Genomic DNA, 19,545 nt, shown 5'->3' with positions numbered 1-19,545 from the left:
TCAGTTACCTCCCAGTTCACGGACCGGATCGCGGTAGCCCGGGATGTCCGGCAGACCGGGCGGTACCAGGTTGACGATCACCGCGTCGAACCAGCGCCCGGTACCCAGCACGTTGGCGTAGAGGCCGTAGAACGGCGCGGCCAGCTCCAGGGTCTTGGAGATGTTGGCCTGGTTGTCGTTGAGCATCTCGATCGCGCCGCGCAGGTTGGTCAGTGCCGGACCGATCTGGGCCTCGTTGTCGGCCACCAGCGCGCTCAGCTCGGCGGCCACCGTCCTGGCGCCGGTGAGCAGCTGGTGGATCGCCTGCTGCCGGATGTTGAGCTCGGTGAGCAGCTGACCGCCGTTGGCGAGCAGCCGCTCGAACTCGGCGTTGCGCTCGGCCAGTACCTCGGTGGTCTGCCGGGTCGCGGAGAACAGTCGCTTCAGTTCCTCGTCGCGCTTGGCCAGCGTCTCCGAGAGCCGGGCGATGCCGTCGATGGAGCCGCGGATCTCCGGCGGCGTGGTCTCGAACGCCTCCGAGAGCACCCGCATGCTGGTGGCCAGCTGGGCCGTGTCGATCTGATCGATGGTCTTGGCCGCGTCGGAGAAGGCGTCGATCACGTCGTAGGGAGAAACCGTGCGCGAGAGCGGGATCCGGGTGCCGGGGTCGAGCGGCTCGGAACCCCGCGGGTCCAGCGCCAGGTACTTCTGCCCCAGCACGGTCTTGATCTGGATGGAGGCCGTGGTCTCGTTGCCGATCCAGGTGTCGCTGGTGCGGAAGTCCACCAGCACGCGGTCGCCGGCCAGGCGCACGTCGGCGACCGAACCCACCTTCACGCCCGCGACGCGGACCTCGTTGCCCTTCTTCAACCCGGCCGCCTCGGAGAACTCGGCGGTGTACTTCACCCCGGCGCCGATGAAGGGCAGCCGGTCGACGAAGAACGCCGACATCGTCACCAGCAGCACCAGCACCAGGCCGAGCACGCCGAGGAACGCCGGACTGCGGCGGCCGAGCAGGATGCGGTCGTCCATCAGCGGGCCCTCCCCTCGCAGCGCGGCGCGGCGTTGGTGTAGATCGGCTGGTTCACCGTCGGCATGTTCGCGGGCAGGTTCAGCTGCGGTGCGTCGGCGACACCGGGACCGACCACGATGTCGATACCGCACAGGTAGAACTGGAACCACGAGCCGTAACTGGCCGCGCGCCCGAGCTTCTCCATCTTCAGCGGCAGATTCGCCAGCGCCTCGTTCACCTCGCCGGAGCGGCTGTTCAGTTCGCCGGTCAGCTGGGACAGGCCCGCGATCGAGCCCTGCAGCGTGGGACGGGTCGGCACGAGCAGATCCGCGGTGGCCTCGGCCAGATTGCCCAGCGAGCTCACCGAACGCCCGATCGTGTCCCGCTCGGCGGCCAGCCCCGACACCAGTGCCTCGGTGTTGACGATGAGCTGGTCGAACTGGTCGTCGCGCTGGTTCACCGCCTCCAGCACCGCGGTCAGATTGCGCACCAGTTCGCCGATCACGGCGTCCTGGTCGGCGATCTTGTTGGTGAGGCTCGCGGTGCTCACCACGAGGTCGTGGATCGTGCCCTGCTCACCCTGGAAGACCTGGATGATCTCGTAGGACAGCTTGTTCACGTCCTCGGCGGTCAGCGTGCGGAACAACGGCCGGAAACCGTTGAACAACGTGGTCAGGTTCAGCGCGGGCCGGGTGCGCTCGAGCGGGATGGTCGCGCCCTCGTTGAGCTTGCGGCCCTGCTCGCCCGCGCCCTGCTCCAGCGCGATGTAGCGCTGGCCGACCAGGTTGCGGTAGCGGATGGTCGCGGTGGTGGACGCGGGCAGCCAGTCCCGGTCGGTGAGCTCGAATTTCACCTCGGCCAGGCGCTTGTCCACGATCGCCACGTCGGTCACCTTGCCGACCCGCACACCCGCGATGCGCACCTCGTCGCCGGGGTTGAGCGCGGTGACGTCGGTGAACCTGGCCTTGAACTCGGTGCCGCCACCGGTGTAGTTGGCGATCGAGAGCGCGAGCACGGTGGTGACGAACAGGGTCACCGCCACGAACACGGCCAGCTTGGTCAGCGGCCCGCCCAGGCCGCGCAACGTCTCCTTCATCGCAGGCTCACCTCGCTGCCGCGGAACGCGGGCGCACCGACCCTGGTCAGCCAGCCCGGTACCGCGTCGGGGGAAACACCGTGCGCCGCACCGTAGATCGCGCCGAGCGACTGCTGTTCGCCCGGCGAGCCGGCCAGCGTCGGCACCTGCGCCGGGTACACCCCGAACTGCGGCGGCGCGAGCTTGCCGGTGTCCTGGTCACCCGGGTAGCGGGTGGGCGGCTGGTACGAGCCGTCGTTGCCGGAGCCGCCGGTGTACTGGCCGGGGTCGACACCGAGCGGGTACTCGGCCAGGCACCACGGGCCGCGGGTGTCCAGCCAGCGCGGCTCGTCCTGGTTGGGCAGGTAGCGGCCACGGGTGTTGGTCAGCTCGATGGTGACCCGGGAGCCGGGCCGGTCGGTCCCCTTGCCGAAGATCTCGTCGATCCGGGGCTTCATCTTCGCGAAATTGGCCATGGCACAGGCGTAGGTCGGCGAGTAGGTGGCCAGCAGTTCCAGCGCGGGCCGCGAGTCGGCGGCCACGTCGATGATGTTGTCGCGGTTGGCCGCCAGGAAGTCGGCGGTGCGGGTCGAGGCGGGAGTCAGCGTCGCGTACAGGGCGTCGATGTCGGAGCGCCGCTGCACGATGGTGGCATTGGTGGTGCGCAGGTTGTCCAGCGCGGTCACCAGCTGCGGGGCGGCGTCGGAGTAGATCGCGGCGGTTTCGGCGAAGCTGCGCAGCCCCTCCTGCAACTCCGGCAGCACGCCGTTGACGTCGCGGAAGATGGTGTCGAGCTTGTCGATGCTCTCGCCGAGCATCGCGCCCTGCCCGGCCAGCGCCTGCGACAGCGCGCCGAGGGTGGCGGCCAGGTCCTGCGGCGGGATCGCCTGCAGCAGCGGGAGCAGGTCGTCGAGCAGCTTGCTGATCTCGATCGCGTTGCCGCTGCGGTCCTGATGCAGGGTCACCCCGTCGCGCAGCCGCTGCGGGCTCGGGTCCGCCGGGATCACCAGGTCGACGTAGCGCTCGCCGAACAGGGTCTTGGGCAGCAGTCGCGCGGTGGCGTTGGCCGGGATCTGCTCGGCCTTGTCGGGGTCGATGGCCAGCTGCAACACCACGTCGCCGTCGCCCGCGCGGCTGGAGCGGACCTCGCCGACCGTCACCCCGCGCACCTTCACATCGGCGTTGCGGGTCAGCGCGTTGCCCACGCTGTCGGTGATCAGCTCGACCTCGACCGAACGGGTGAACTGCTTGTTGTAGATCGCGACGGTCGTCCACAGGAACAGCGCCACGACCACGAAGAAGACCAGTCCGAGCACGCGCACGCGCAGCTTCTCGGTGGCCCGCCAGGTCTGCCTCATGCGCTCACCCCGCCACCCGGACCGTGGTCGTCGTGCCCCAGATGGCCAGCGACAGGAAGAAATCCAGCACATTGACCAGCACGATCGCCGCGCGCACCGCCCGGCCGACCGCGACGCCGACGCCCGCGGGGCCGCCGGTGGCGGTGAAGCCGTAGTAGCAGTGCACCAGGATGATCACGAACGCGAACACCAGCACCTTGAGGAACGAATAGAGCACGTCCTCCGGTGGCAGGAACAGGCTGAAGTAGTGGTCGTAGGACCCGCTGGACTGGCCGTTGAACCAGATGCTGATCGAGCGCGAGGCGAAGTACGCGCCGAGCAGGCCGACGATGTAGAGCGGGATCACCGCGAGGAAGCCCGCGATCACCCGGGTGGTCACCAGGAACGGCACCCCGGGCACCGCCATCACCTCGAGCGCGTCGATCTCCTCGGAGATCCGCATCGCGCCCAGTTGCGCGGTGAACCCGCAGCCGACCGTGGCCGAGAGCGCCAATGCCGCCACCAGCGGGGCGATCTCGCGGGTGTTGATGTAGGCGGTGAGGAAGCCGGTGAGCACCGAGCTGCCGATCGCGTCGAGCGCCTTGAAGCCCTGCAGGCCGACCACGACGCCGACCGAACCGGACATGAAGACGATGACGCCGATGGTGCCGCCGATCACCGCGAGCGCGCCGGAACCGAAGGTCACCTCGGCCAGCAGCCGCATGACCTCCTTGCGGTAATGCACCGCCGCGCGGGGGATCCAGGCGATCGCGCGGGCGTAGAACGACATCTGCTCGCCCGCGCGGTCCACCACGTTCAGCGGTGCACGCGCGATCTCACCGGCCCGGCGGAAGGTCTTGGCGAGGGCCGGGTTGCGATAGGTGGTTGCCATCGATCAGGAACCCTTGGCCGGGACGACCTGCAGGTACACCAACGTCAAGATCAGATTGACGAAGAAGAGCACCAGGAACGTGATCACCACGGACTGGTTCACTGCGTCACCGACTCCTTTCGGACCCCCCTTGGGATGCAACCCCTTGTAGGCCGCGATGACCCCAGCCAGCAGCCCGAAGATGGCCGCCTTGATCTCCCCGATCCACAGGTCGGGCAGCTGGGCCAGCGCGGAGAACGACGACAGGTACGCGCCCGGGGTACCGCCTTGCAGCAGCACGTTGAAGAAGTAGCCGCCGGCGATGCCGACCACCGACACCAGGCCGTTGAGCAGCACCGCGACCAGCGTCATGCCCAGCACCCGCGGCACGACCAGGCGGGCGATCGGGTCGACACCGAGCACCTCCATCGCGTCGATCTCCTCGCGGATGGTGCGCGAGCCGAGGTCCGCGGCCACCGCCGACCCGGCGGCGCCCGCGATGATCAGCGCGGTCACCACCGGCGCGGCCTGCTGCACGGTGGCGAGCACGCTGGTCGCGCCGGTGTAGGACTCCGCGCCGAGCTGCTTGATCAACGAGCCGGTCTGCAACGCCACCACCGCGCCGAACGGGATGGCCACCAGGGCACTGGGCAGGATGGAAACGCTCGCGATGAACCAGCTCTGCTCGATGAACTCACGCCACTGGAACGGGCGGCGGAACATCTTGCGCAGCACGTCCACGAACAGCGCGAACACGTTGCCCGCCTGCGCAAACCCCGACTCCAGCGGTGTGCGCAGACGCGCCAAAGTCGAATTCACGTGGCGTATGTTACCCGTTGGTCAGGTTCTGCGGCGCAGTGGTCTGGAACGCGTTTCCCCCGGAGTCGCCGGTGTAGGCGGGCAGTACCTGGGTGTCGTCGTTTTCGTTCAGCGATTCGCGGATGGCGGCCTGGGCGGCCGGTGGCAGGGTGTGCATGATCTCGCGCACCCGCGCCCGCCGCCGTTCCACCGCCTGCCGCACCGGCATGCCCGGCGTCGCCCGCATCTGCGGGATGATGCCCTCGACCTCCTCGGCACCGCCGTGATGATGACCGGCATCGACCATGGCCTGCTCGCGGGCCATCTGCGCCTCGTCCTTCTCCTCCGACATACCGATCGGACCGATCATGCGACCGTTGAGGAACTGCTTGACCACCGGCTCCTCCGAGGTCAACAACACCTCACGCGGCCCGAACATCACCAACTGACGCCGGAACAACATCCCGATGTTGTCGGGCACCGTCCGCGCCAGGTTGATGTTGTGGGTCACGATCAGGATCGTCGCGTCGATCTGGGCGTTGATATCGATCAACAACTGCGACAGATACGAGGTACGCACCGGATCCAGACCCGAGTCCGGCTCGTCGACCAGAATGATCTGCGGATCCAACACCAACGCCCGCGCCAACCCCGCCCGCTTGCGCATACCACCGGAGATCTCCCCCGGCAGCTTGCCCTCCGCACCCAACAGACCGGTCAGCTCGAGCTTCTCCATCACGATCTTGCGGATCTCGGACTCGCTCTTCTTGGTGTGCTCGCGCAACGGGAAGGCCACATTGTCGAACAAGTTCATCGACCCGAACAGCGCACCGTCCTGGAATAGCACACCGAACAACTTGCGGATCTCGTAGAGCTCCTTGTTCGAACACGTCGTGATATCGGTGTCACCGATGTAGATCGACCCACGCTCCGGCCGCAGCAACCCGATCAACGACTTCAAAAACACCGACTTACCCGTACCCGAGGGACCCAGCAGGGCGCTCACCTCACCGGCGGGCAGCGTCAGCGAAACATCCTGCCAAATACGCTGCGAACCGAAGGACTTCGTCACACCCTCGGTCCTGACCTCGACGCCCACGCAAACCTCCACAATTACTCGGCGAGCCCCCCACCGGGTGCACCGTGACGATCGGTGCGTCACGTCACAGTGGGTTCGGTCACTCTAACTCATCGATGAGACGGGCACACCCCTACCTGACCGAAGAGTAACCCGGTGTCTCGAACCGTTTCGCACCCCACCCCGGCACAGCCCCGGAAAATGCCGAACGGGCGGCCCCGAAATGGGACCGCCCGTTCGCGTAATTCGGTGGAATTACTTGACGGAGACCTTGGCGCCGGCCTCTTCCAGCTTCGCCTTGGCGGCGTCGGCGGCGTCCTTGGCGACCTTCTCCAGGATCGGCTTCGGGGCACCCTCGACCAGGTCCTTGGCTTCCTTCAGGCCCAGGCCGGAGACGATCTCGCGGACCACCTTGATGACCTGGATCTTCTTGTCGCCGGCACCCTCGAGGATGACGTCGAACTCGTCCTGCTCCTCGGCGGCCTCGGCCGGCGCAGCGGCGCCACCGGCGGCGGCGACGGCGACCGGAGCAGCCGCGGTGACCTCGAACTTCTCCTCGAACTTCTTCACGAAGTCCGACAGCTCGAGCAGGGTCATGTTGCCGAAGGTCTCGAGCAGTTCGTCAACGTTGGCCATTGTTGTTTCCTTTCGATTTAAAAGTATGGGGGTGGTGTTTATTGGCGGGAATTACTCCGCGCCGCCTTCGGCCCGCTTCTTCTCCTCGAGCGCGGCGGCCAGGCGGGCCACCTGCGACGCGGGAGCGTTGAACAGGCCTGCGGCCTTCGCCAGGTTGCCCTTCAGCGCGCCGGCCAGCTTGGCCAGCAGAACCTCGCGGGTCTCCAGGTCGGCGATCTGCTCCACCTCGGCGACGGACAGCGCGGCGCCGTCCATGTAGCCGCCCTTGATGATGAGCGCCTTGTTTTCCTTCGCGAAGGTCTTGAGCGCCTTGGCCGCGTTGACCGGCTCACCCTTGATGAAGGTGATCGCGGTGGGGCCGACGAACAGGTCGTCCAGACCCTCCACGCCCGCCTCGGCGGCGGCCCGCTTGACCAGGGTGTTCTTGGCGACGGAGTACGTGGCCTCGGCGCCGAGCGCACGCCGCAGCTCGGTGAGCTTGCCGACCGACAGGCCACGGTATTCCGTGACCACGGTGGCCGTCGAGCTCTTGAACTGCTCCGCGATCTCCGCGACCGCGGTGACCTTCTCAGCCTTTGCCATACTTCGCCTCCTCTCTGATGGTCGGTTCGTGTGTCCCCCTACCGAGCACCGCGCGAGAAAGCTCGTGAACAACACGAACGCCCCGGACGCAGAGCGTTCCGGGGCGCATCAGAAAGACCTACACGAGCGCATGCGCTCGAATGGGGCTCCCAGCCTCGGCTCTCCCTGCGTGGGCCGCCGGCGCGATGCCGGACCTTCGGCCGAACCCGTGCGGGATCGGCGACCAACGGTCTTCGGTAGAACGGATTGGGTAGCGATCGAACTTGTCGATAACTGTCGACCAGAGTAGCCGAAGCCGCCCCTATCTGCCAAAACGCCCCCTCCCCTGGCCGGCTCGCTGTGACCGACGACACTTCCACCGGCGCGATGTGAGCGATATTGCGACAGAAAGGTGTTACCTCGAGTGACACCTACATGGTTGGCTGCCGTTATGACCATCACCACAGTCGATCCACCAGTGCTGTTGGAGCGGCGTCATCGGCGCTTCCTCGCTCTCGCGGTGATCTGCCTGGCCGAACTCCTCGTCGTCCTGGACAACACCATCGTCAACGTGGCGCTGCCCTCCATCGGGGTGGAACTGGCCACCGGCGTCAGCGGCCTGCAATGGGTCGTCGACGCCTACACCCTCACCTTCGCGGGCCTGCTGTTGGCCTTCGGCAACCTCGGCGACCGCTACGGGCGCCGCCGGGTCATGCTGGTCGGCCTCGCGGGCGTGGCCGTCATGTCGATCGCCGGGGCCCTGTCGGACTCGATGACCACGGTGATCGCCGCGCGGGCCGCGATGGGCGTGTTCGCCGCCGCGGTCTTCCCCGCCACCCTGGCGTTGATCATCAACATCTTCACCGACCGCCGCGAGCGGGCGCTGGCCATCGCCGCGTGGACCGCCATGGCCGGATTCGCCATCGCCATCGGGCCGATCTCCGGCGGCTATCTGCTCGAACACTTCTCCTGGCATTCGGTCTTCTGGATCAACGTCCCGGTGGCCCTGCTCGCCCTGGTGGCGGCGTGGCTGCTGGTGCCCGAATCGCGAGCCGCGCAGGTGGGCAGGCTCGATCTGCCCGGCATCGCGCTGTCCATCGCGGGGATCACCCTGCTGGTGTGGGCCATCATCGAAGGACCGCACTACGGCTGGCTCTCGGTGACGACGCTGGGCACCGGCACCCTCGGGGTCGCCCTGCTCGCCGCGTTCGTGTGGTGGGAGGCGCGCACGGCCGCGCCGATCCTGGACATGCGCCTGTTCCGTATCCGCCGGTTCTCGCTGCCCGCCCTGGCCATCGCCACCGGGTACTTCTCGATGTTCGGCTTCCTGTTCCTGATCACCCAGTACTTCCAGGGCGTGCGCGAGTACACGCCGCTCGAATTCGGCATCGCCTCACTGCCGTTCGCGTTCTCGGTGGCCATCGGAGCGCCGGTCGCCACGCTGCTCGCGCAGCGGCTCGGCACCACCGCGGTCGTCGTGTTCGGGCTCGTGCTGACCGCGGTGGGGCTCTACCTCGGCGGACAGGTCACCGTCGACAGCGGCTACGTCACCGACGTGCTGCCCGCGATGGTGTCGATGGCGCTCGGCCTGGCCATCGTGCAGGGTCCGGCGACCGAATCGATCATGGCCTCGTTGCCGTTGGACGAGGCGGGCGCGGGTTCGGCGGTCAACGACACCACCCGCGAGGTGGGCGGCACGCTCGGTGTCGCGGTGCTCGGCTCGATCGTGGCCTCGTACTACACCACCCGGGTGTCGCCGCTGCTGGACCGGGTGCCGACGACCCTGATGAGCGAGGACCAGAAGAGCCTGGTGCGCGCGAGCCCGCTCAGCGTGCTCGAGATCCGCAAGCAGGAACTGCCCACGTTCCTGGAATCCCAGCGCGAGAACCTCATCCTCGCCATGAAGACCGCGGCCCTGCAGGGCTCGCACGCCGCCTCGCTGGTCGCCGCGGGCGCGGTGCTGGTCTGCGCGGTGGTGGTCGCGATCTTCCTGCCGTGGCGGCCCGCGGGCGGCGACTCGGTCCTGCTCGCCTGGCGTGAGCGCGACGACGGCTGAACGGTCCCGGAAACGCCGTGAGGGTGGGAACGCTGCTCGCGTTCCCACCCTCACGGACGGCTTTCAGGGGCTACCTGGCGCTCACGCGTCCTCGTCGAGGAGGTTGCGGGTGCGGTTCGGGTCCACCGGGATGCCCGGTCCGGTGTTCGTCGAGACCGTCACCTTCTTGACGTAGCGGCCCTTGGCGGTCGACGGCTTGGCACGCAGGATCTCGTCCAGCGCGGCGCCGTAGTTCTCCACCAGCTTCGCCTCGTCGAAGGAGGCCTTGCCGATGACGAAGTGCAGGTTGGCCTGCTTGTCGACACGGAAGTTGATCTTGCCGCCCTTGATGTCGCTGACGGCCTTGGCCACGTCGGTGGTGACCGTGCCGGTCTTCGGGTTCGGCATCAGACCGCGCGGGCCCAGGACACGCGCGATGCGGCCGACCTTGGCCATCTGGTCCGGGGTGGCGATGGCGGCGTCGAAGTCCAGCCAGCCGCCCTGGATGCGCTCGATCAGGTCCTCCGCGCCCACCGCGTCGGCGCCCGCCGCCTCGGCCTCGGCCGCCTTCTCACCGGCCGCGAACACGATGACGCGGGCGGTCTTACCGGTGCCGTGCGGCAGGTTCACGGTGCCGCGGACCATCTGGTCGGCCTTGCGGGGGTCCACACCCAGCCGCACCGCGACCTCGACGGTCGCGTCGGTCTTGGTGGTGGCGGTCTCCTTGGCCAGCCGCGCGGCGGCCAGCGGGGAGTAGAGCTTGGTGCGGTCGACCTTCTCGGCCGCGGCGAGGTACGCCTTGCTTCGTTTTGCCATGATTGTCTGTCCTTCGTGGTTCAGAAGTGGTTTGCCGGGTCTGGCCGACCCTCCCACCGAGTTCCGGGCTTACGCCTCGACGGTGATACCCATCGAGCGCGCGGTGCCCGCGATGATCTTCGCGGCCTGGTCGATGTCGTTGGCGTTGAGATCTTCCATCTTGGTCTTGGCGATCTCGCGCACCTGGTCCATCGTGACCTTCGCGACCTTGTTGCGGTGCGGCTCGGCCGAGCCCTTCTGCACGCCGGCGGCCTTGAGCAGCAGCTTGGCGGCGGGGGGCGTCTTCAGCTTGAAGTCGAAGGTCCGGTCCTCGTACACCGAGATCTCGACCGGGATGACGTTGCCACGCTGCGACTCGGTCGCGGCGTTGTACGCCTTGCAGAACTCCATGATGTTGACGCCGTGCTGGCCGAGGGCGGGACCCACCGGCGGAGCCGGGTTCGCCTGGCCGGCCTGGATCTGAAGCTTGATGATCCCGGCGAGCTTCTTCTTCTTGGGGGGCATCTTTCTTTCCTAGGGTGTTGGTGTCCTTGCTCTTTGCAAGCCCTGGGGAATTCGAACCCGCGGCGCGGGCCGAATCATCCCGTCGCCGGTCCTGGGAACCGCGACGGAAGCAACTAGATCTTCGCGACCTGGGTGAAGGCCAGCTCGACCGGGGTCTCGCGTCCGAAGATCGAGACGAGCACCTTGAGCTTCTGCTGCTCGGCGTTCACCTCGGAGATGCTGGCGGGCAGGGTCGCGAACGGACCGTCCATCACCGTCACCGACTCGCCGACCTCGAAGTCGACCTCGATGGCCGGCTTCGGCGCGACATCGGTGCTGGTCTCGGTGCTCGCGGCAGCCGCGGCGGCGGGCGCCTTCTTCTGCTGCGAGGCGGGCACCAGGAACTTCACCACGTCGTCGATCGACAGCGGGGACGGCCGCGAGGTGGCGCCGACGAAACCGGTCACACCGGGGGTGTTGCGCACCGCGCCCCACGACTCGTCGTTGAGTTCCATCCGGACCAGGATGTAGCCGGGCAGCACCTTGCGGTTGACGTTCTTGCGCTGGCCGTTCTTGATCTCGGTGACCTCTTCGGTCGGCACCTCGACCTGGAAGATGTAGTCCTCGAGATCGAGGTTCTGCACGCGGGTCTCGAGGTTGGCCTTCACCTTGTTCTCGTACCCGGCGTAGGAGTGGATGACGTACCAGTCGCCGGGGGCGCGCCGCAGCGCGGCCTTCATCTCGGCGACCGGGTCGGCCGGCTCGGCGTCGACGGGGGCAGCGGGCGCGGATTCCTCGACCACAGACTCTTCGGCCACAGACTCTTCGACGGCCGCGGTGTCCTCCACCTCGTCGCGGGCGGGCTCGGCCACCGCGTCGTCGACCGGGAACTCGTCGTTGGTGTCGTTCTCCGGGGTGCTCACTGGGGCACTCGCTTCCTGTGTCGTCACGTACATCCTCTGCGTGCCGGGGCCGGGCGCGGCGGGAATGTTCCGCCGGTCCGCCCCGGGATCGGCTACCGGCGTCGGCGCCTTCCTCCCAACCGAACGGCCGCTAGCCGAACAGCCAGTTGACACCCTTGATGAACGCCAGATCCAACCCGCTGATGAACGCGACCATGAAGACCACGAACACCAGAACAACGCTCGTATAGGTGACCATCTGCTTCCGGTTCGGCCAGATCACCTTGCGCAGTTCCGCGATGACCTCACGCAGGAACTTGATCAGGCGCTTGAACGGATTGCCCGTTCCTTCGCGCGTGGCCTTGCCGGCAGTCTTTCCCGCCTTCTTCGACGGCCGGTCGATCGTGGCGACCGCGCCCGTATCGGCCGAGGAGGACGAGACGGAGCGGGTCCGCCGAGCGGAACGCTTGCCGCTCGGCCGACTCACCGCGGCGGTGCCATCGCCGTCGTCGGCCGCATGCGCGCCGTGGCGAGTGTCCCGCTCGTCGCTCACGTCGATCCTCTCTCGTCGCTGGCATCAGGGCAGGGGCGACAGGACTTGAACCTGCAACCTGCGGTTTTGGAGACCGCTGCTCTGCCAGTTGAGCTACGCCCCTTCGGTTGGACTGCTGGAACCTCGTCCAACCACCGTTCGATATTCAGTTGTGCGTTCTTCGGTTGTTCCGGGGCACCGGCGCTGCTGCTGCACACAACACGCGCGCTGCTTCGGCGTTGCCGGCTCCCGCAGGAACCAGCCCCACAGAGCAGCGCGCAACGGCTGGTGACCCCAGAAACCCGAGTGTACGTTACCGACCGGCGCAATAGCCAATCAGGGCCACTCGTCCAGGTCAGGACAGCTGCACCGTCGCCGTGGCCCGGCCGAAGATCTTCTTGCCCGCCGACTTGGCGACGATCGCCACCACCGCGGTGCGGGTCTCGGGATCCATCGACTTCACCTTGCCGGTGTACTCGACCTCGGCCGCCGCGTCGGCGGGCACGAACACGGGGCTGGTGAAGCGCACGTTGTACTCCTTCACCGCGCCGGGGTCGCCCAGCCACGAGGTGACGAAGCCGCCGCCCAGGCCCATCGTGAGCATGCCGTGCGCGACCACGTCGTCGAGGCCGACGAGCTTGACCACCTCGTCGCTCCAGTGGATCGGGTTCGCGTCACCGGAGACACCGGCGTAGTTCACCAGGTCGCCGCGGGTCAGCCGCACCACGCGCGTGGGCAGCTCGTCGCCGACCGAGACGCTGTCGAAGGCCAGGGCATGCTTGCTCGGCGTGACCTCGGGCACCGAGACCACCGGCGCGGACGCGGAGACGATCGGCGCCTCGGTGCGCGGGTGGTGATCCGGCTCCTCCGGGCCGATGCCGTGCATGAGCACGTTGTGCACCGCGTCGGTGAGATTCGGGTCGATGTCGGCGCCGCTGCGGCCCACCAGCGTGGTGTAGGTGGTGAGCACCAGCTCGTCGTTCTGGGCGGTGACGATGTTCTTGGTGACGATGATGTCGCCGCCGAACGCCTGCCGGAACGAGTGCAGGTACACATCACAGGTCAGCTGGTCGCCGACCTTGATCGGCCGGTGGAACTCCAGGATCTGGTCGGTCTGCATGATCTGGCTCAGGTCGTAGCCGGTGACGACCGTCTCGAACAGCTTGCGCTGGGCCAGGATCCCGACCAGGGAGATGAAGGTGAGCGGAGCCACCAGGCCGTCGTAGCCGTACTCCTGGGCGACGTCCTCGTCCCAGTGCACCGGGTGGTAGTCCTGGACGGCGCGGGCGTACTCGCGGACCTTCTCGCGGCCGACCTCGTAGTAGTCGTCGACGCGGTAGTGGTGGCCGACCATCGCCGCCGCGTGCGCCGCGGCGTCGAACTCCGCCTCGCTCGCCTGGACGGCTTCGTCTGTGCCGGTGTTCATTGTCACGGGAGGACTGTACCTATCTGACCCCCGGGCAGGGGGTCGGCCGGGGCGTACACCGAGGAGAGCCCACCGCAGATAGCGCTCAGGGCCGGACGATGTCGTCCGGCCCTGGCCATCACGCGGTGGATGTCACGCGTGCGAGAGATCAGCGGGATTCGCGATGCGCCCGGTGGGTGCCGCAGTTCGGGCAGAACTTCTTCAGCTCCAGCCGATCCGGGTCGTTACGCCGGTTCTTCTTCGTGATGTAGTTGCGGTGCTTGCACTGCTCGCAGGCCAAGGTGATCTTTGGCCGGACATCGGTGGACTTCGCGGCCACGACTATGCCTTCTTTCCGGTCGACCTGATTAATCAGTATGGGTAGCGATGGCCGGACTCGAACCGGCGACACAACGATTATGAGTCGTTTGCTCTACCGCCTGAGCTACACCGCCATTGCGCGGTCTTGCCAGCGGCGACGCCGCGGCGAGGTTGCCGAGTCGGACACCACCGGCAATCCGGCGAGCCCCCTAACGGAATCGAACCGTTGACCTTTTCCTTACCATGGAAACGCTCTGCCGACTGAGCTAAGGGGGCATGACTACATCCGCTCCGATGTCGCTCGCTCATCACTGACTCGCGACCCCGGGGCGGTGAAGCCTTGAACGAGATTACACACTGGCCGCCGATACTTCCAAATTGGCTGGTCAGCGCGGGCTTTTCGGCGTCTCTGCCCGACTTCGCCGTCCGTCGGGGGTCCCTCTCGGCCGTTCGCGCACACCGCGGCGCCGAGCCGGTGGCAGACCGGCCGACCGCCCCAACGAAAACGAGCCCCACATGCGGTTCTCCGCATCTGAGGCTCGTTTTCGATATGGGTGGCAGGTGTAGGATTCGAACCTACGTAGGCTTTCACCGACAGATTTACAGTCTGCTCCCATTGGCCGCTCGGGCAACCTGCCGTTCACCGTTCGGGTGCGGAGAGCAGAATACAACGTACCCCCGTCCGAAATGCAAACCGGCTGGCAGGCGGCATGGCGGCGCGGCCACGCGCGGGCGAGGGGAGTAGAACTGTCCGGGTAGTGTGCCGACGTTGCCCGTGTCCGCGGCCCCGGTGGGCGGTGCGGACCCGTGAGCCGTCGGATCCGTGAGGAACAGGAGCGCAGTGTGGCCGATTCGTCTTTCGATGTCGTCAGCAAGGTCGACCGGCAGGAGGTCGACAACGCCCTGCATCAGGCGGAGAAGGAGCTGAACACCCGCTACGACTTCCGCGGCACCGGGGCGAAGATCGAATGGTCCGGCGAGGACAAGATCGTGCTGACGGCCGAGGCGGAGGAGCGCGTGAAGGCCGCGCTCGAGGTGTTCAAGGAGAAGCTCATCCGCCGCGACATCTCGCTGAAGGCGTTCGACGCCGGCGAGCCGGTCGCCTCCGGCAAGACCTACAAGATCACCGGCACCCTGGTGCAGGGCATCGACGCCGAGCACGCGAAGAAGATCAGCAAGAAGATCCGCGACGAGGGCCCCAAGGGCGTCAAGGCCCAGATCCAGGGCGACGAGCTGCGGGTGAGCAGCAAGAAGCGCGACGACCTACAGGCGGTCATCGCGCTGCTCAAGAGCGAGGACTTCGGGATCGCCCTGCAGTTCGTGAACTACCGGTAGCCGCCGGACCGCCCGCCCGCCATCTCCTCGAGCCGGGCGATCCGCTCGGCCATCGGCGGGTGCGTGGAGAACAGCCGGGCGGCCCGCTCGCCCGCGCGGAACGGATTGGCGATCATCAGGTGCGACTGCGCGGTCAGCTGCGGTTCCGGCGGCAGCGGCGCGGCCTGGGTGCCGCGTTCGAGCTTGCGCAGCGCGGAGGCGAGCGCGAGCGGGTCACCGGTGAGTTCGGCGCCGGAGCGGTCCGCCTCGTACTCCCGCGAGCGCGAGACCGCGAGCTTCACCAGGGTGGCGGCGATCGGGCCGAGCAACGAGACCAACAACACACCCAGCATGTTGGGGCCCTCGCCGTTGCCGCGGCCACCGAAGGCGCCGGCGAAGAACGCGAGATTCGCCAGGCCGGAGACCACGGCGGCCAGCGCGCCCGCGATCGAGGAGATCAGGATGTCGCGGTTGTAGACGTGCGAGAGCTCGTGCCCGAGCACGGCGCGCAGCTCACGCTCGTCGAGGATCTGCAGGATGCCGCTGGTGCAGCAGACCGCGGCGTGGCGCGGGTTACGCCCGGTGGCGAACGCGTTGGGCGCGTTCGTGGGGCTGATGTAGAGCCGCGGCATGGGCTGGCGCGCGGCGGTCGCGAGTTCCCGCACGATCCGGTACATCACCGGCGCCTCGAGTTCGCTGACCGGTAGCGCGTGCATCGCGCGCAGGGCGATGCGGTCGCTGTTGAAATAGGCCCACGCGTTCATCCCGACGGCCAGCAGGATCGCGACGACGAGAATCGTGGTGTTGCGGAACATGGCCCCGGCGAAGACGATCAACGCCGAGAGCCCGACCATCAGGCCGAACGTCTTGAGACCGTTCGCGTAACCGCGCCCGTGCATACGCCTCCCTGCCCACTCCCCCGTCCGTCGATCGTTGACATACCGACAACGAACCGGAAGTCACCGGAGTTCCGGGCGCCGACCCGGCTCAGGCTGTGCTGGCCGGCCCGAGCCGGGGCGCCCTCCGTGGTCACACTGCGCTGCCGCCTCCGGGCGCCGACCCCGCTCAGCCGACGCGTTCGATGGTGTAGCGGACCAGTTGCTCGAGGGCGTCGTTGGCCGGGCCGGAGGGCAGCGCGGCCAGTTCCGCGTAGGCCTGATCGGCGTAGGACTGCAGCTTCTCCTTGGCCAGCACCATGCCCTGGGAGCGGCCGAGCAGCTCGAGTGCCTCGGCCACCTCGTCGTCGCTGTGCAGCGGATGGTCGAGCAGGGTGCGCAGGCGGTCGGCCTCGGCGCCTTCCTCGCGCAACGCGTAGAGCACCGGCAGGGTGTGCACGCCCTCGCGCAGGTCGGTGCCGGGCGTCTTGCCGGACTGCTCGGAGGCCGAGGAGATGTCGATGATGTCGTCGGAGATCTGGAAGGCGGTGCCGACCGCGTCGCCGAGCCGGGCCAGCCGCTCGATGTGCGCGGTGTCGGCGCCGGAGAAGGTGCCGCCGAACCGGCCCGCGGCCGCGATCAGCGAACCCGTCTTCTCCCAGACCACGCGCAGGTAGTGCTCGACGGGGTCCTGGGACTCGCGCGCGCCCATCGTCTCGCGCATCTGGCCGGTGACCAGTTCGGCGAAGGTCTCGGCGATGATGCGCACCGCGTCGGGGCCCAGCGTGGAGGTGAGCCGGGAGGCGTGCGCGAACAGGTAGTCGCCGGCCAGGATGGCGATGTTGTTGCCCCAGCGGGAGTTCACGCTCGGGGCGCCGCGGCGCATGGTCGCCTCGTCCATCACATCGTCGTGGTAGAGGGTGGCCAGGTGCACCAGTTCCACGACGGTGCCCGCGGTGATCAGCGCCGGGTCGGTGGGGCGCGGGCCGAGCTGACCGGTGAGGATGGTGAACAGCGGGCGGAACCGCTTGCCGCCGGCCTTGGCCAGGTGCAGGGCCGCGTCCTGGAGGAAGTCCTCGCCGTCGGAGAGTTCGGCGATCAGCAGCTTCTCGACCTCTTCGAGGCCGTTGCGCACGGTCGCGGCGAGCTCGGCGTCACCGAGTTCGACCCCGGCCACCACCGTGCTCGAGCCACTCACTGCCGAGCCACTCACTGCCGATGTGCTCATCTCGTCTCCCAGCGCCGCGTCCGACCCCACGGTAGAGAACCTAGCGTGTCCGGCACACTTTTCCACACGCGGCGACGGCCTGGTCGGGCGGCGTGCCACTATGGATCGCATGGCTTCGGAGGATGGCTTGCCCGATCGCGTCGAGGTGCTCGTGGTCGGTGCGGGCCCGGCCGGTTCGGCGGCGGCGGCCTGGGCGGCGCGCGCGGGCCGCGACGTCCTGCTCACCGACGCGGCGGTGTTTCCCCGGGACAAGACCTGCGGTGACGGCCTCACGCCCCGCGCGACCAAGGAATTGGAGCTGCTCGGGCTCGGTGGCTGGCTGCGCGCGCACACGGTGAACCACGGCCTGCGGATGACCGGTTTCGGCCGCGAGGCGCTGCTGCCCTGGCCGGGCGGGTCGTTCCCCTCCTACGGAAGTGCCGTCGCGCGCACCGAACTCGACGACAAGCTGCGCGAGACGGCCGTGAAATCCGGCGCCACGATGGTGGACGGCACCAAGGCGCTCGAGGTGGTGCGCGCGGGCGAGCGGGTGAGCGGTGTGACGTTCGAGACCGCGACCGGCCCGCGCACGGTCGGCTGTGACGTGCTGGTGGTCGCCGACGGCGTGCGCTCCCCGATCGGCAAGCAGCTCGGCCGGGTCTGGCACCGCCGCTTCGCCTACGGCACCGCCGCGCGGGCCTACATCCGCTCCGGCCGCAGCGACGATCAGTGGATCACCTCGCACCTCGAGTTGCGCGATGCCGACGGCGCGCTGGTGCCGGGGTACGGCTGGGTGTTCCCGTTGGGCAACGGCGAGGTGAACATCGGTGTCGGCTCGCTGGCCACCGAGCGGCGGCCCTCCCACGTCGCGCTGAAATCGCTGCTGCGGCACTACACCTCGCAGCGGTACGCGGAATGGCAGTTCGAGGGCGAGCCGCGGGCGGTGGCCTCGGCGCTGCTGCCGATGGGCGGCGCGGTCTCGAACGTGGCCGGGCGCAACTGGGTGCTGGTGGGCGATGCCGCGGGCTGTGTGAACCCACTCAACGGCGAGGGCATCGACTACGGCCTCGAGGGCGGGCACATGCTGGCCGGGATCCTCGACGCCGACGACTTCACGCACCTGTGGCCGCAACTGCTGCGCGACCGCTACGGCCGCACCTTCTCGGTGGCCCGCCGGATCGCCGGCCTGGCGACCCACCCGCGCATGGTGCCCACCGGCGGCCCGCCGGTGATGCGCTCGAAGTTCTTGCAGCGCACCGCCGTCCGGGTGATGGGCAACCTGGTCACCGACGAGGACGTCGACCTGACCGCGCGGGCCTGGCGCACCGCGGGCAGGCTGTCGATGCGCGCCGACGATCCGGCGCCGTTCGCCTAGGGACGCCGTGCCCCGCCCGAGCGGACTGCCCCCGCTGTATCTGCTCCCCCACCTGCGCCGGGCGCGGGACCTGATCGACCGGCAGTACGACCGGCCGTTGAATCTCGACGAACTGTCCCGCGCCGCGGGCATTTCCAAATATCACTTCCTGCGTGCCTTCGCCGCCGTGTACGGCATGACGCCGGGCGCGTATCTGGCCGAGCGGCGCGTCGAGCGGGCACAGGATTTGCTGCGCGCGACCAACCTCACCGTCACCGAGGTGTGCATGCTGGTCGGCTACCACAGCCTTGGCTCGTTCAGCAGCAAGTTCCGCCAGCTCGTCGGCATGACGCCCGCGCAGTACCAGGCGAAGTTCGCCCACGGCGCACCACACATCCCCGGTTGCTACGTCTTCATGCACGGCCTGTCCGACCGGGTGACGCCGCGGGCGGGTAACTCCGCAATTTCGGAGAAGCCCGGCCCGGCGCCGCCGCCCTAGCCTGGGCTCATGACGACGATCTCCAACATTTCCCTGGTCACCGTGTACGTCACCGATCAGGACGAAGCCAAGCGGTGGTACATCGACAAGCTCGGCTTCGTCGAGGCCAGCGACGTGACCCTCGGCGAGAACGGTTTCCGCTGGGTGACCGTGGCCCACCCCGACCACCCCGAACTCGAGGTGACCCTGATGGTGCCCGGCCCGCCGCAGGATCCCCAGCTGGCCGAGGCCACCCGGCGGGCCCTGGCCGACGGCACGCACGGCGCGCTCGGCCTGCGCACACCCGACTGCCAGAAGGCGTTCGAGGAACTCACCGCCAAGGGCGTCGAGTTCGTCCAGCCGCCCGCGGAGCGGCCCTACGGCACCGAGGCGATCATCCGCGACAACTCCGGCAACTGGCTGGTGCTGGTGGAGCGGCGGGAGTTCGATCCGAACGTCGCGGGCTGACGCCGCCG

The 19,545-nt window shown here is 68.2% G+C and carries 21 protein-coding genes and 4 tRNA genes; 5 read left to right on the top strand and 20 right to left on the bottom strand.

Going from position 1 to position 19,545, the window contains the following annotated elements:
- From AMO33_RS23260 to rplJ, 8 genes are all read right to left on the bottom strand, one after another.
- Positions 1-1,011: an MCE family protein gene (locus AMO33_RS23260; RefSeq protein ID WP_011211639.1), complete on the bottom strand. Its 1,011-nt coding sequence runs from the start codon at positions 1,009-1,011 to the stop codon at positions 1-3.
- On the bottom strand, positions 1,011-2,087 hold the full coding sequence (locus AMO33_RS23255; protein ID WP_170916213.1) for an MCE family protein: 1,077 nt from the start codon (positions 2,085-2,087) through the stop codon (positions 1,011-1,013). Before AMO33_RS23255 ends, AMO33_RS23260 begins: the two co-directional genes overlap by 1 nt.
- On the bottom strand, positions 2,084-3,424 hold the full coding sequence (locus AMO33_RS23250; protein WP_060594269.1) for an MCE family protein: 1,341 nt from the start codon (positions 3,422-3,424) through the stop codon (positions 2,084-2,086). Before AMO33_RS23250 ends, AMO33_RS23255 begins: the two co-directional genes overlap by 4 nt.
- A 4-nt stretch (positions 3,425-3,428) precedes the next feature.
- Complete coding sequence (locus tag AMO33_RS23245) at positions 3,429-4,295, bottom strand: MlaE family ABC transporter permease (RefSeq protein ID WP_060594267.1); 867 nt, start codon at positions 4,293-4,295, stop codon at positions 3,429-3,431.
- 3 nt (positions 4,296-4,298) lie between these two features.
- Complete coding sequence (locus AMO33_RS23240) at positions 4,299-4,997, bottom strand: MlaE family ABC transporter permease (RefSeq protein ID WP_228787894.1); 699 nt, start codon at positions 4,995-4,997, stop codon at positions 4,299-4,301.
- A gap of 106 nt (positions 4,998-5,103) precedes the next feature.
- On the bottom strand, positions 5,104-6,171 hold the full coding sequence (locus AMO33_RS23235) for an ABC transporter ATP-binding protein (protein ID WP_060594266.1): 1,068 nt from the start codon (positions 6,169-6,171) through the stop codon (positions 5,104-5,106).
- A 234-nt stretch (positions 6,172-6,405) separates the two neighbouring features.
- Entirely contained in the window at positions 6,406-6,786 is a 381-nt protein-coding gene (gene rplL, locus AMO33_RS23230; RefSeq protein ID WP_011211645.1) for a 50S ribosomal protein L7/L12, read from the bottom strand.
- A gap of 51 nt (positions 6,787-6,837) precedes the next feature.
- Positions 6,838-7,368, bottom strand: a complete 531-nt coding sequence (rplJ, locus tag AMO33_RS23225; RefSeq protein WP_011211646.1) for a 50S ribosomal protein L10 — start codon at positions 7,366-7,368, stop codon at positions 6,838-6,840.
- A 430-nt stretch (positions 7,369-7,798) separates the two neighbouring features.
- On the opposite strand from rplJ, the gene AMO33_RS23220 reads away from it, so the two are divergent.
- The gene (locus AMO33_RS23220) at positions 7,799-9,403 is read left to right on the top strand and encodes an MFS transporter (protein WP_060594264.1); all 1,605 of its coding nucleotides are present in this window, start codon (positions 7,799-7,801) and stop codon (positions 9,401-9,403) included.
- 81 nt (positions 9,404-9,484) lie between these two features.
- On the opposite strand, the gene rplA is transcribed toward AMO33_RS23220, so the two are convergent.
- The 10 genes from rplA to AMO33_RS23170 form a co-directional block, all read right to left on the bottom strand.
- Positions 9,485-10,198 (bottom strand): 50S ribosomal protein L1, encoded by a 714-nt coding sequence (rplA, locus tag AMO33_RS23215; protein WP_011211648.1) that lies wholly within the window; start codon positions 10,196-10,198, stop codon positions 9,485-9,487.
- A gap of 69 nt (positions 10,199-10,267) precedes the next feature.
- Positions 10,268-10,702, bottom strand: coding sequence for a 50S ribosomal protein L11 (gene rplK, locus AMO33_RS23210; RefSeq protein ID WP_011211649.1), 435 nt, complete (start codon positions 10,700-10,702; stop codon positions 10,268-10,270).
- Between the two features lie 113 nt (positions 10,703-10,815).
- Entirely contained in the window at positions 10,816-11,604 is a 789-nt protein-coding gene (gene nusG / locus AMO33_RS23205) for a transcription termination/antitermination protein NusG (protein ID WP_041560443.1), read from the bottom strand.
- A 130-nt stretch (positions 11,605-11,734) separates the two neighbouring features.
- A complete protein-coding gene (gene secE / locus AMO33_RS23200; RefSeq protein WP_011211651.1) occupies positions 11,735-12,136 on the bottom strand; it encodes a preprotein translocase subunit SecE in 402 nt (133 codons plus the stop codon).
- Positions 12,137-12,166: 30 nt separating this feature from the next.
- Positions 12,167-12,239, bottom strand: a tRNA-Trp gene (locus AMO33_RS23195).
- 231 nt (positions 12,240-12,470) lie between these two features.
- A complete protein-coding gene (locus tag AMO33_RS23190) occupies positions 12,471-13,541 on the bottom strand; it encodes a fused (3R)-hydroxyacyl-ACP dehydratase subunits HadA/HadB (protein ID WP_060594262.1) in 1,071 nt (356 codons plus the stop codon).
- A 148-nt stretch (positions 13,542-13,689) separates the two neighbouring features.
- Entirely contained in the window at positions 13,690-13,860 is a 171-nt protein-coding gene (gene rpmG / locus AMO33_RS23185) for a 50S ribosomal protein L33 (protein WP_011211653.1), read from the bottom strand.
- A 42-nt stretch (positions 13,861-13,902) separates the two neighbouring features.
- A tRNA-Met gene (locus AMO33_RS23180) sits at positions 13,903-13,975 on the bottom strand.
- A 69-nt stretch (positions 13,976-14,044) separates the two neighbouring features.
- Positions 14,045-14,117, bottom strand: a tRNA-Thr gene (locus AMO33_RS23175).
- A 279-nt stretch (positions 14,118-14,396) separates the two neighbouring features.
- Positions 14,397-14,479: transfer RNA gene (locus tag AMO33_RS23170), tRNA-Tyr, on the bottom strand.
- Positions 14,480-14,684: 205 nt separating this feature from the next.
- Here AMO33_RS23170 and AMO33_RS23165 point away from each other — a divergent pair.
- Positions 14,685-15,176, top strand: a complete 492-nt coding sequence (locus AMO33_RS23165) for a YajQ family cyclic di-GMP-binding protein (protein ID WP_011211654.1) — start codon at positions 14,685-14,687, stop codon at positions 15,174-15,176.
- Here the strand turns inward: AMO33_RS23165 and htpX are convergent.
- Together htpX and AMO33_RS23155 are read right to left on the bottom strand one after the other, a co-directional pair.
- Entirely contained in the window at positions 15,167-16,054 is an 888-nt protein-coding gene (htpX, locus tag AMO33_RS23160; protein WP_060594260.1) for a zinc metalloprotease HtpX, read from the bottom strand. The genes AMO33_RS23165 and htpX overlap by 10 nt on opposite strands.
- Positions 16,055-16,220: 166 nt before the next feature.
- The gene (locus AMO33_RS23155; protein ID WP_011211656.1) at positions 16,221-17,258 is read right to left on the bottom strand and encodes a polyprenyl synthetase family protein; all 1,038 of its coding nucleotides are present in this window, start codon (positions 17,256-17,258) and stop codon (positions 16,221-16,223) included.
- Positions 17,259-17,358: 100 nt separating this feature from the next.
- On the opposite strand from AMO33_RS23155, the gene AMO33_RS23150 reads away from it, so the two are divergent.
- From AMO33_RS23150 to AMO33_RS23140, 3 genes are read left to right on the top strand one after another with little or no spacing between them, the layout of a single operon-like run.
- Complete coding sequence (locus AMO33_RS23150) at positions 17,359-18,612, top strand: geranylgeranyl reductase family protein (protein WP_060594258.1); 1,254 nt, start codon at positions 17,359-17,361, stop codon at positions 18,610-18,612.
- Positions 18,613-18,619: 7 nt separating this feature from the next.
- On the top strand, positions 18,620-19,090 hold the full coding sequence (locus AMO33_RS23145; protein ID WP_170916187.1) for a helix-turn-helix transcriptional regulator: 471 nt from the start codon (positions 18,620-18,622) through the stop codon (positions 19,088-19,090).
- Between the two features lie 9 nt (positions 19,091-19,099).
- Positions 19,100-19,537 (top strand): VOC family protein, encoded by a 438-nt coding sequence (locus AMO33_RS23140; protein ID WP_011211659.1) that lies wholly within the window; start codon positions 19,100-19,102, stop codon positions 19,535-19,537.
- Positions 19,538-19,545 lie beyond the last annotated feature (8 nt).

Source organism: Nocardia farcinica (assembly GCF_001182745.1).
Classification (GTDB): Bacteria; Actinomycetota; Actinomycetes; order Mycobacteriales; family Mycobacteriaceae; genus Nocardia; species Nocardia farcinica.
The sequence above is the reverse complement of the archived record's forward strand: the minus strand, read 5'-3'. Positions and strand labels throughout refer to the sequence as shown.

Excerpts from the sequence above, each read along its gene's own strand:
- AMO33_RS23260 (WP_011211639.1), bottom strand. The coding sequence starts at position 1,011 with ATGGACGACCGCATCCTGCTCGGCCGCCGCAGTCCGGCGTTCCTCGGC.
- AMO33_RS23255 (WP_170916213.1), bottom strand. The coding sequence starts at position 2,087 with ATGAAGGAGACGTTGCGCGGCCTGGGCGGGCCGCTGACCAAGCTGGCC.
- AMO33_RS23250 (WP_060594269.1), bottom strand. The coding sequence starts at position 3,424 with ATGAGGCAGACCTGGCGGGCCACCGAGAAGCTGCGCGTGCGCGTGCTC.
- AMO33_RS23245 (WP_060594267.1), bottom strand. The coding sequence starts at position 4,295 with ATGGCAACCACCTATCGCAACCCGGCCCTCGCCAAGACCTTCCGCCGG.
- AMO33_RS23240 (WP_228787894.1), bottom strand. The coding sequence starts at position 4,997 with ATGTTCCGCCGCCCGTTCCAGTGGCGTGAGTTCATCGAGCAGAGCTGG.
- rplL (WP_011211645.1), bottom strand. The coding sequence starts at position 6,786 with ATGGCCAACGTTGACGAACTGCTCGAGACCTTCGGCAACATGACCCTG.
- rplJ (WP_011211646.1), bottom strand. The coding sequence starts at position 7,368 with ATGGCAAAGGCTGAGAAGGTCACCGCGGTCGCGGAGATCGCGGAGCAG.
- AMO33_RS23220 (WP_060594264.1), top strand. The coding sequence starts at position 7,799 with ATGACCATCACCACAGTCGATCCACCAGTGCTGTTGGAGCGGCGTCAT.
- rplA (WP_011211648.1), bottom strand. The coding sequence starts at position 10,198 with ATGGCAAAACGAAGCAAGGCGTACCTCGCCGCGGCCGAGAAGGTCGAC.
- rplK (WP_011211649.1), bottom strand. The coding sequence starts at position 10,702 with ATGCCCCCCAAGAAGAAGAAGCTCGCCGGGATCATCAAGCTTCAGATC.
- AMO33_RS23190 (WP_060594262.1), bottom strand. The coding sequence starts at position 13,541 with ATGAACACCGGCACAGACGAAGCCGTCCAGGCGAGCGAGGCGGAGTTC.
- htpX (WP_060594260.1), bottom strand. The coding sequence starts at position 16,054 with ATGCACGGGCGCGGTTACGCGAACGGTCTCAAGACGTTCGGCCTGATG.
- AMO33_RS23155 (WP_011211656.1), bottom strand. The coding sequence starts at position 17,258 with ATGAGCACATCGGCAGTGAGTGGCTCGGCAGTGAGTGGCTCGAGCACG.
- AMO33_RS23150 (WP_060594258.1), top strand. The coding sequence starts at position 17,359 with ATGGATCGCATGGCTTCGGAGGATGGCTTGCCCGATCGCGTCGAGGTG.
- AMO33_RS23140 (WP_011211659.1), top strand. The coding sequence starts at position 19,100 with ATGACGACGATCTCCAACATTTCCCTGGTCACCGTGTACGTCACCGAT.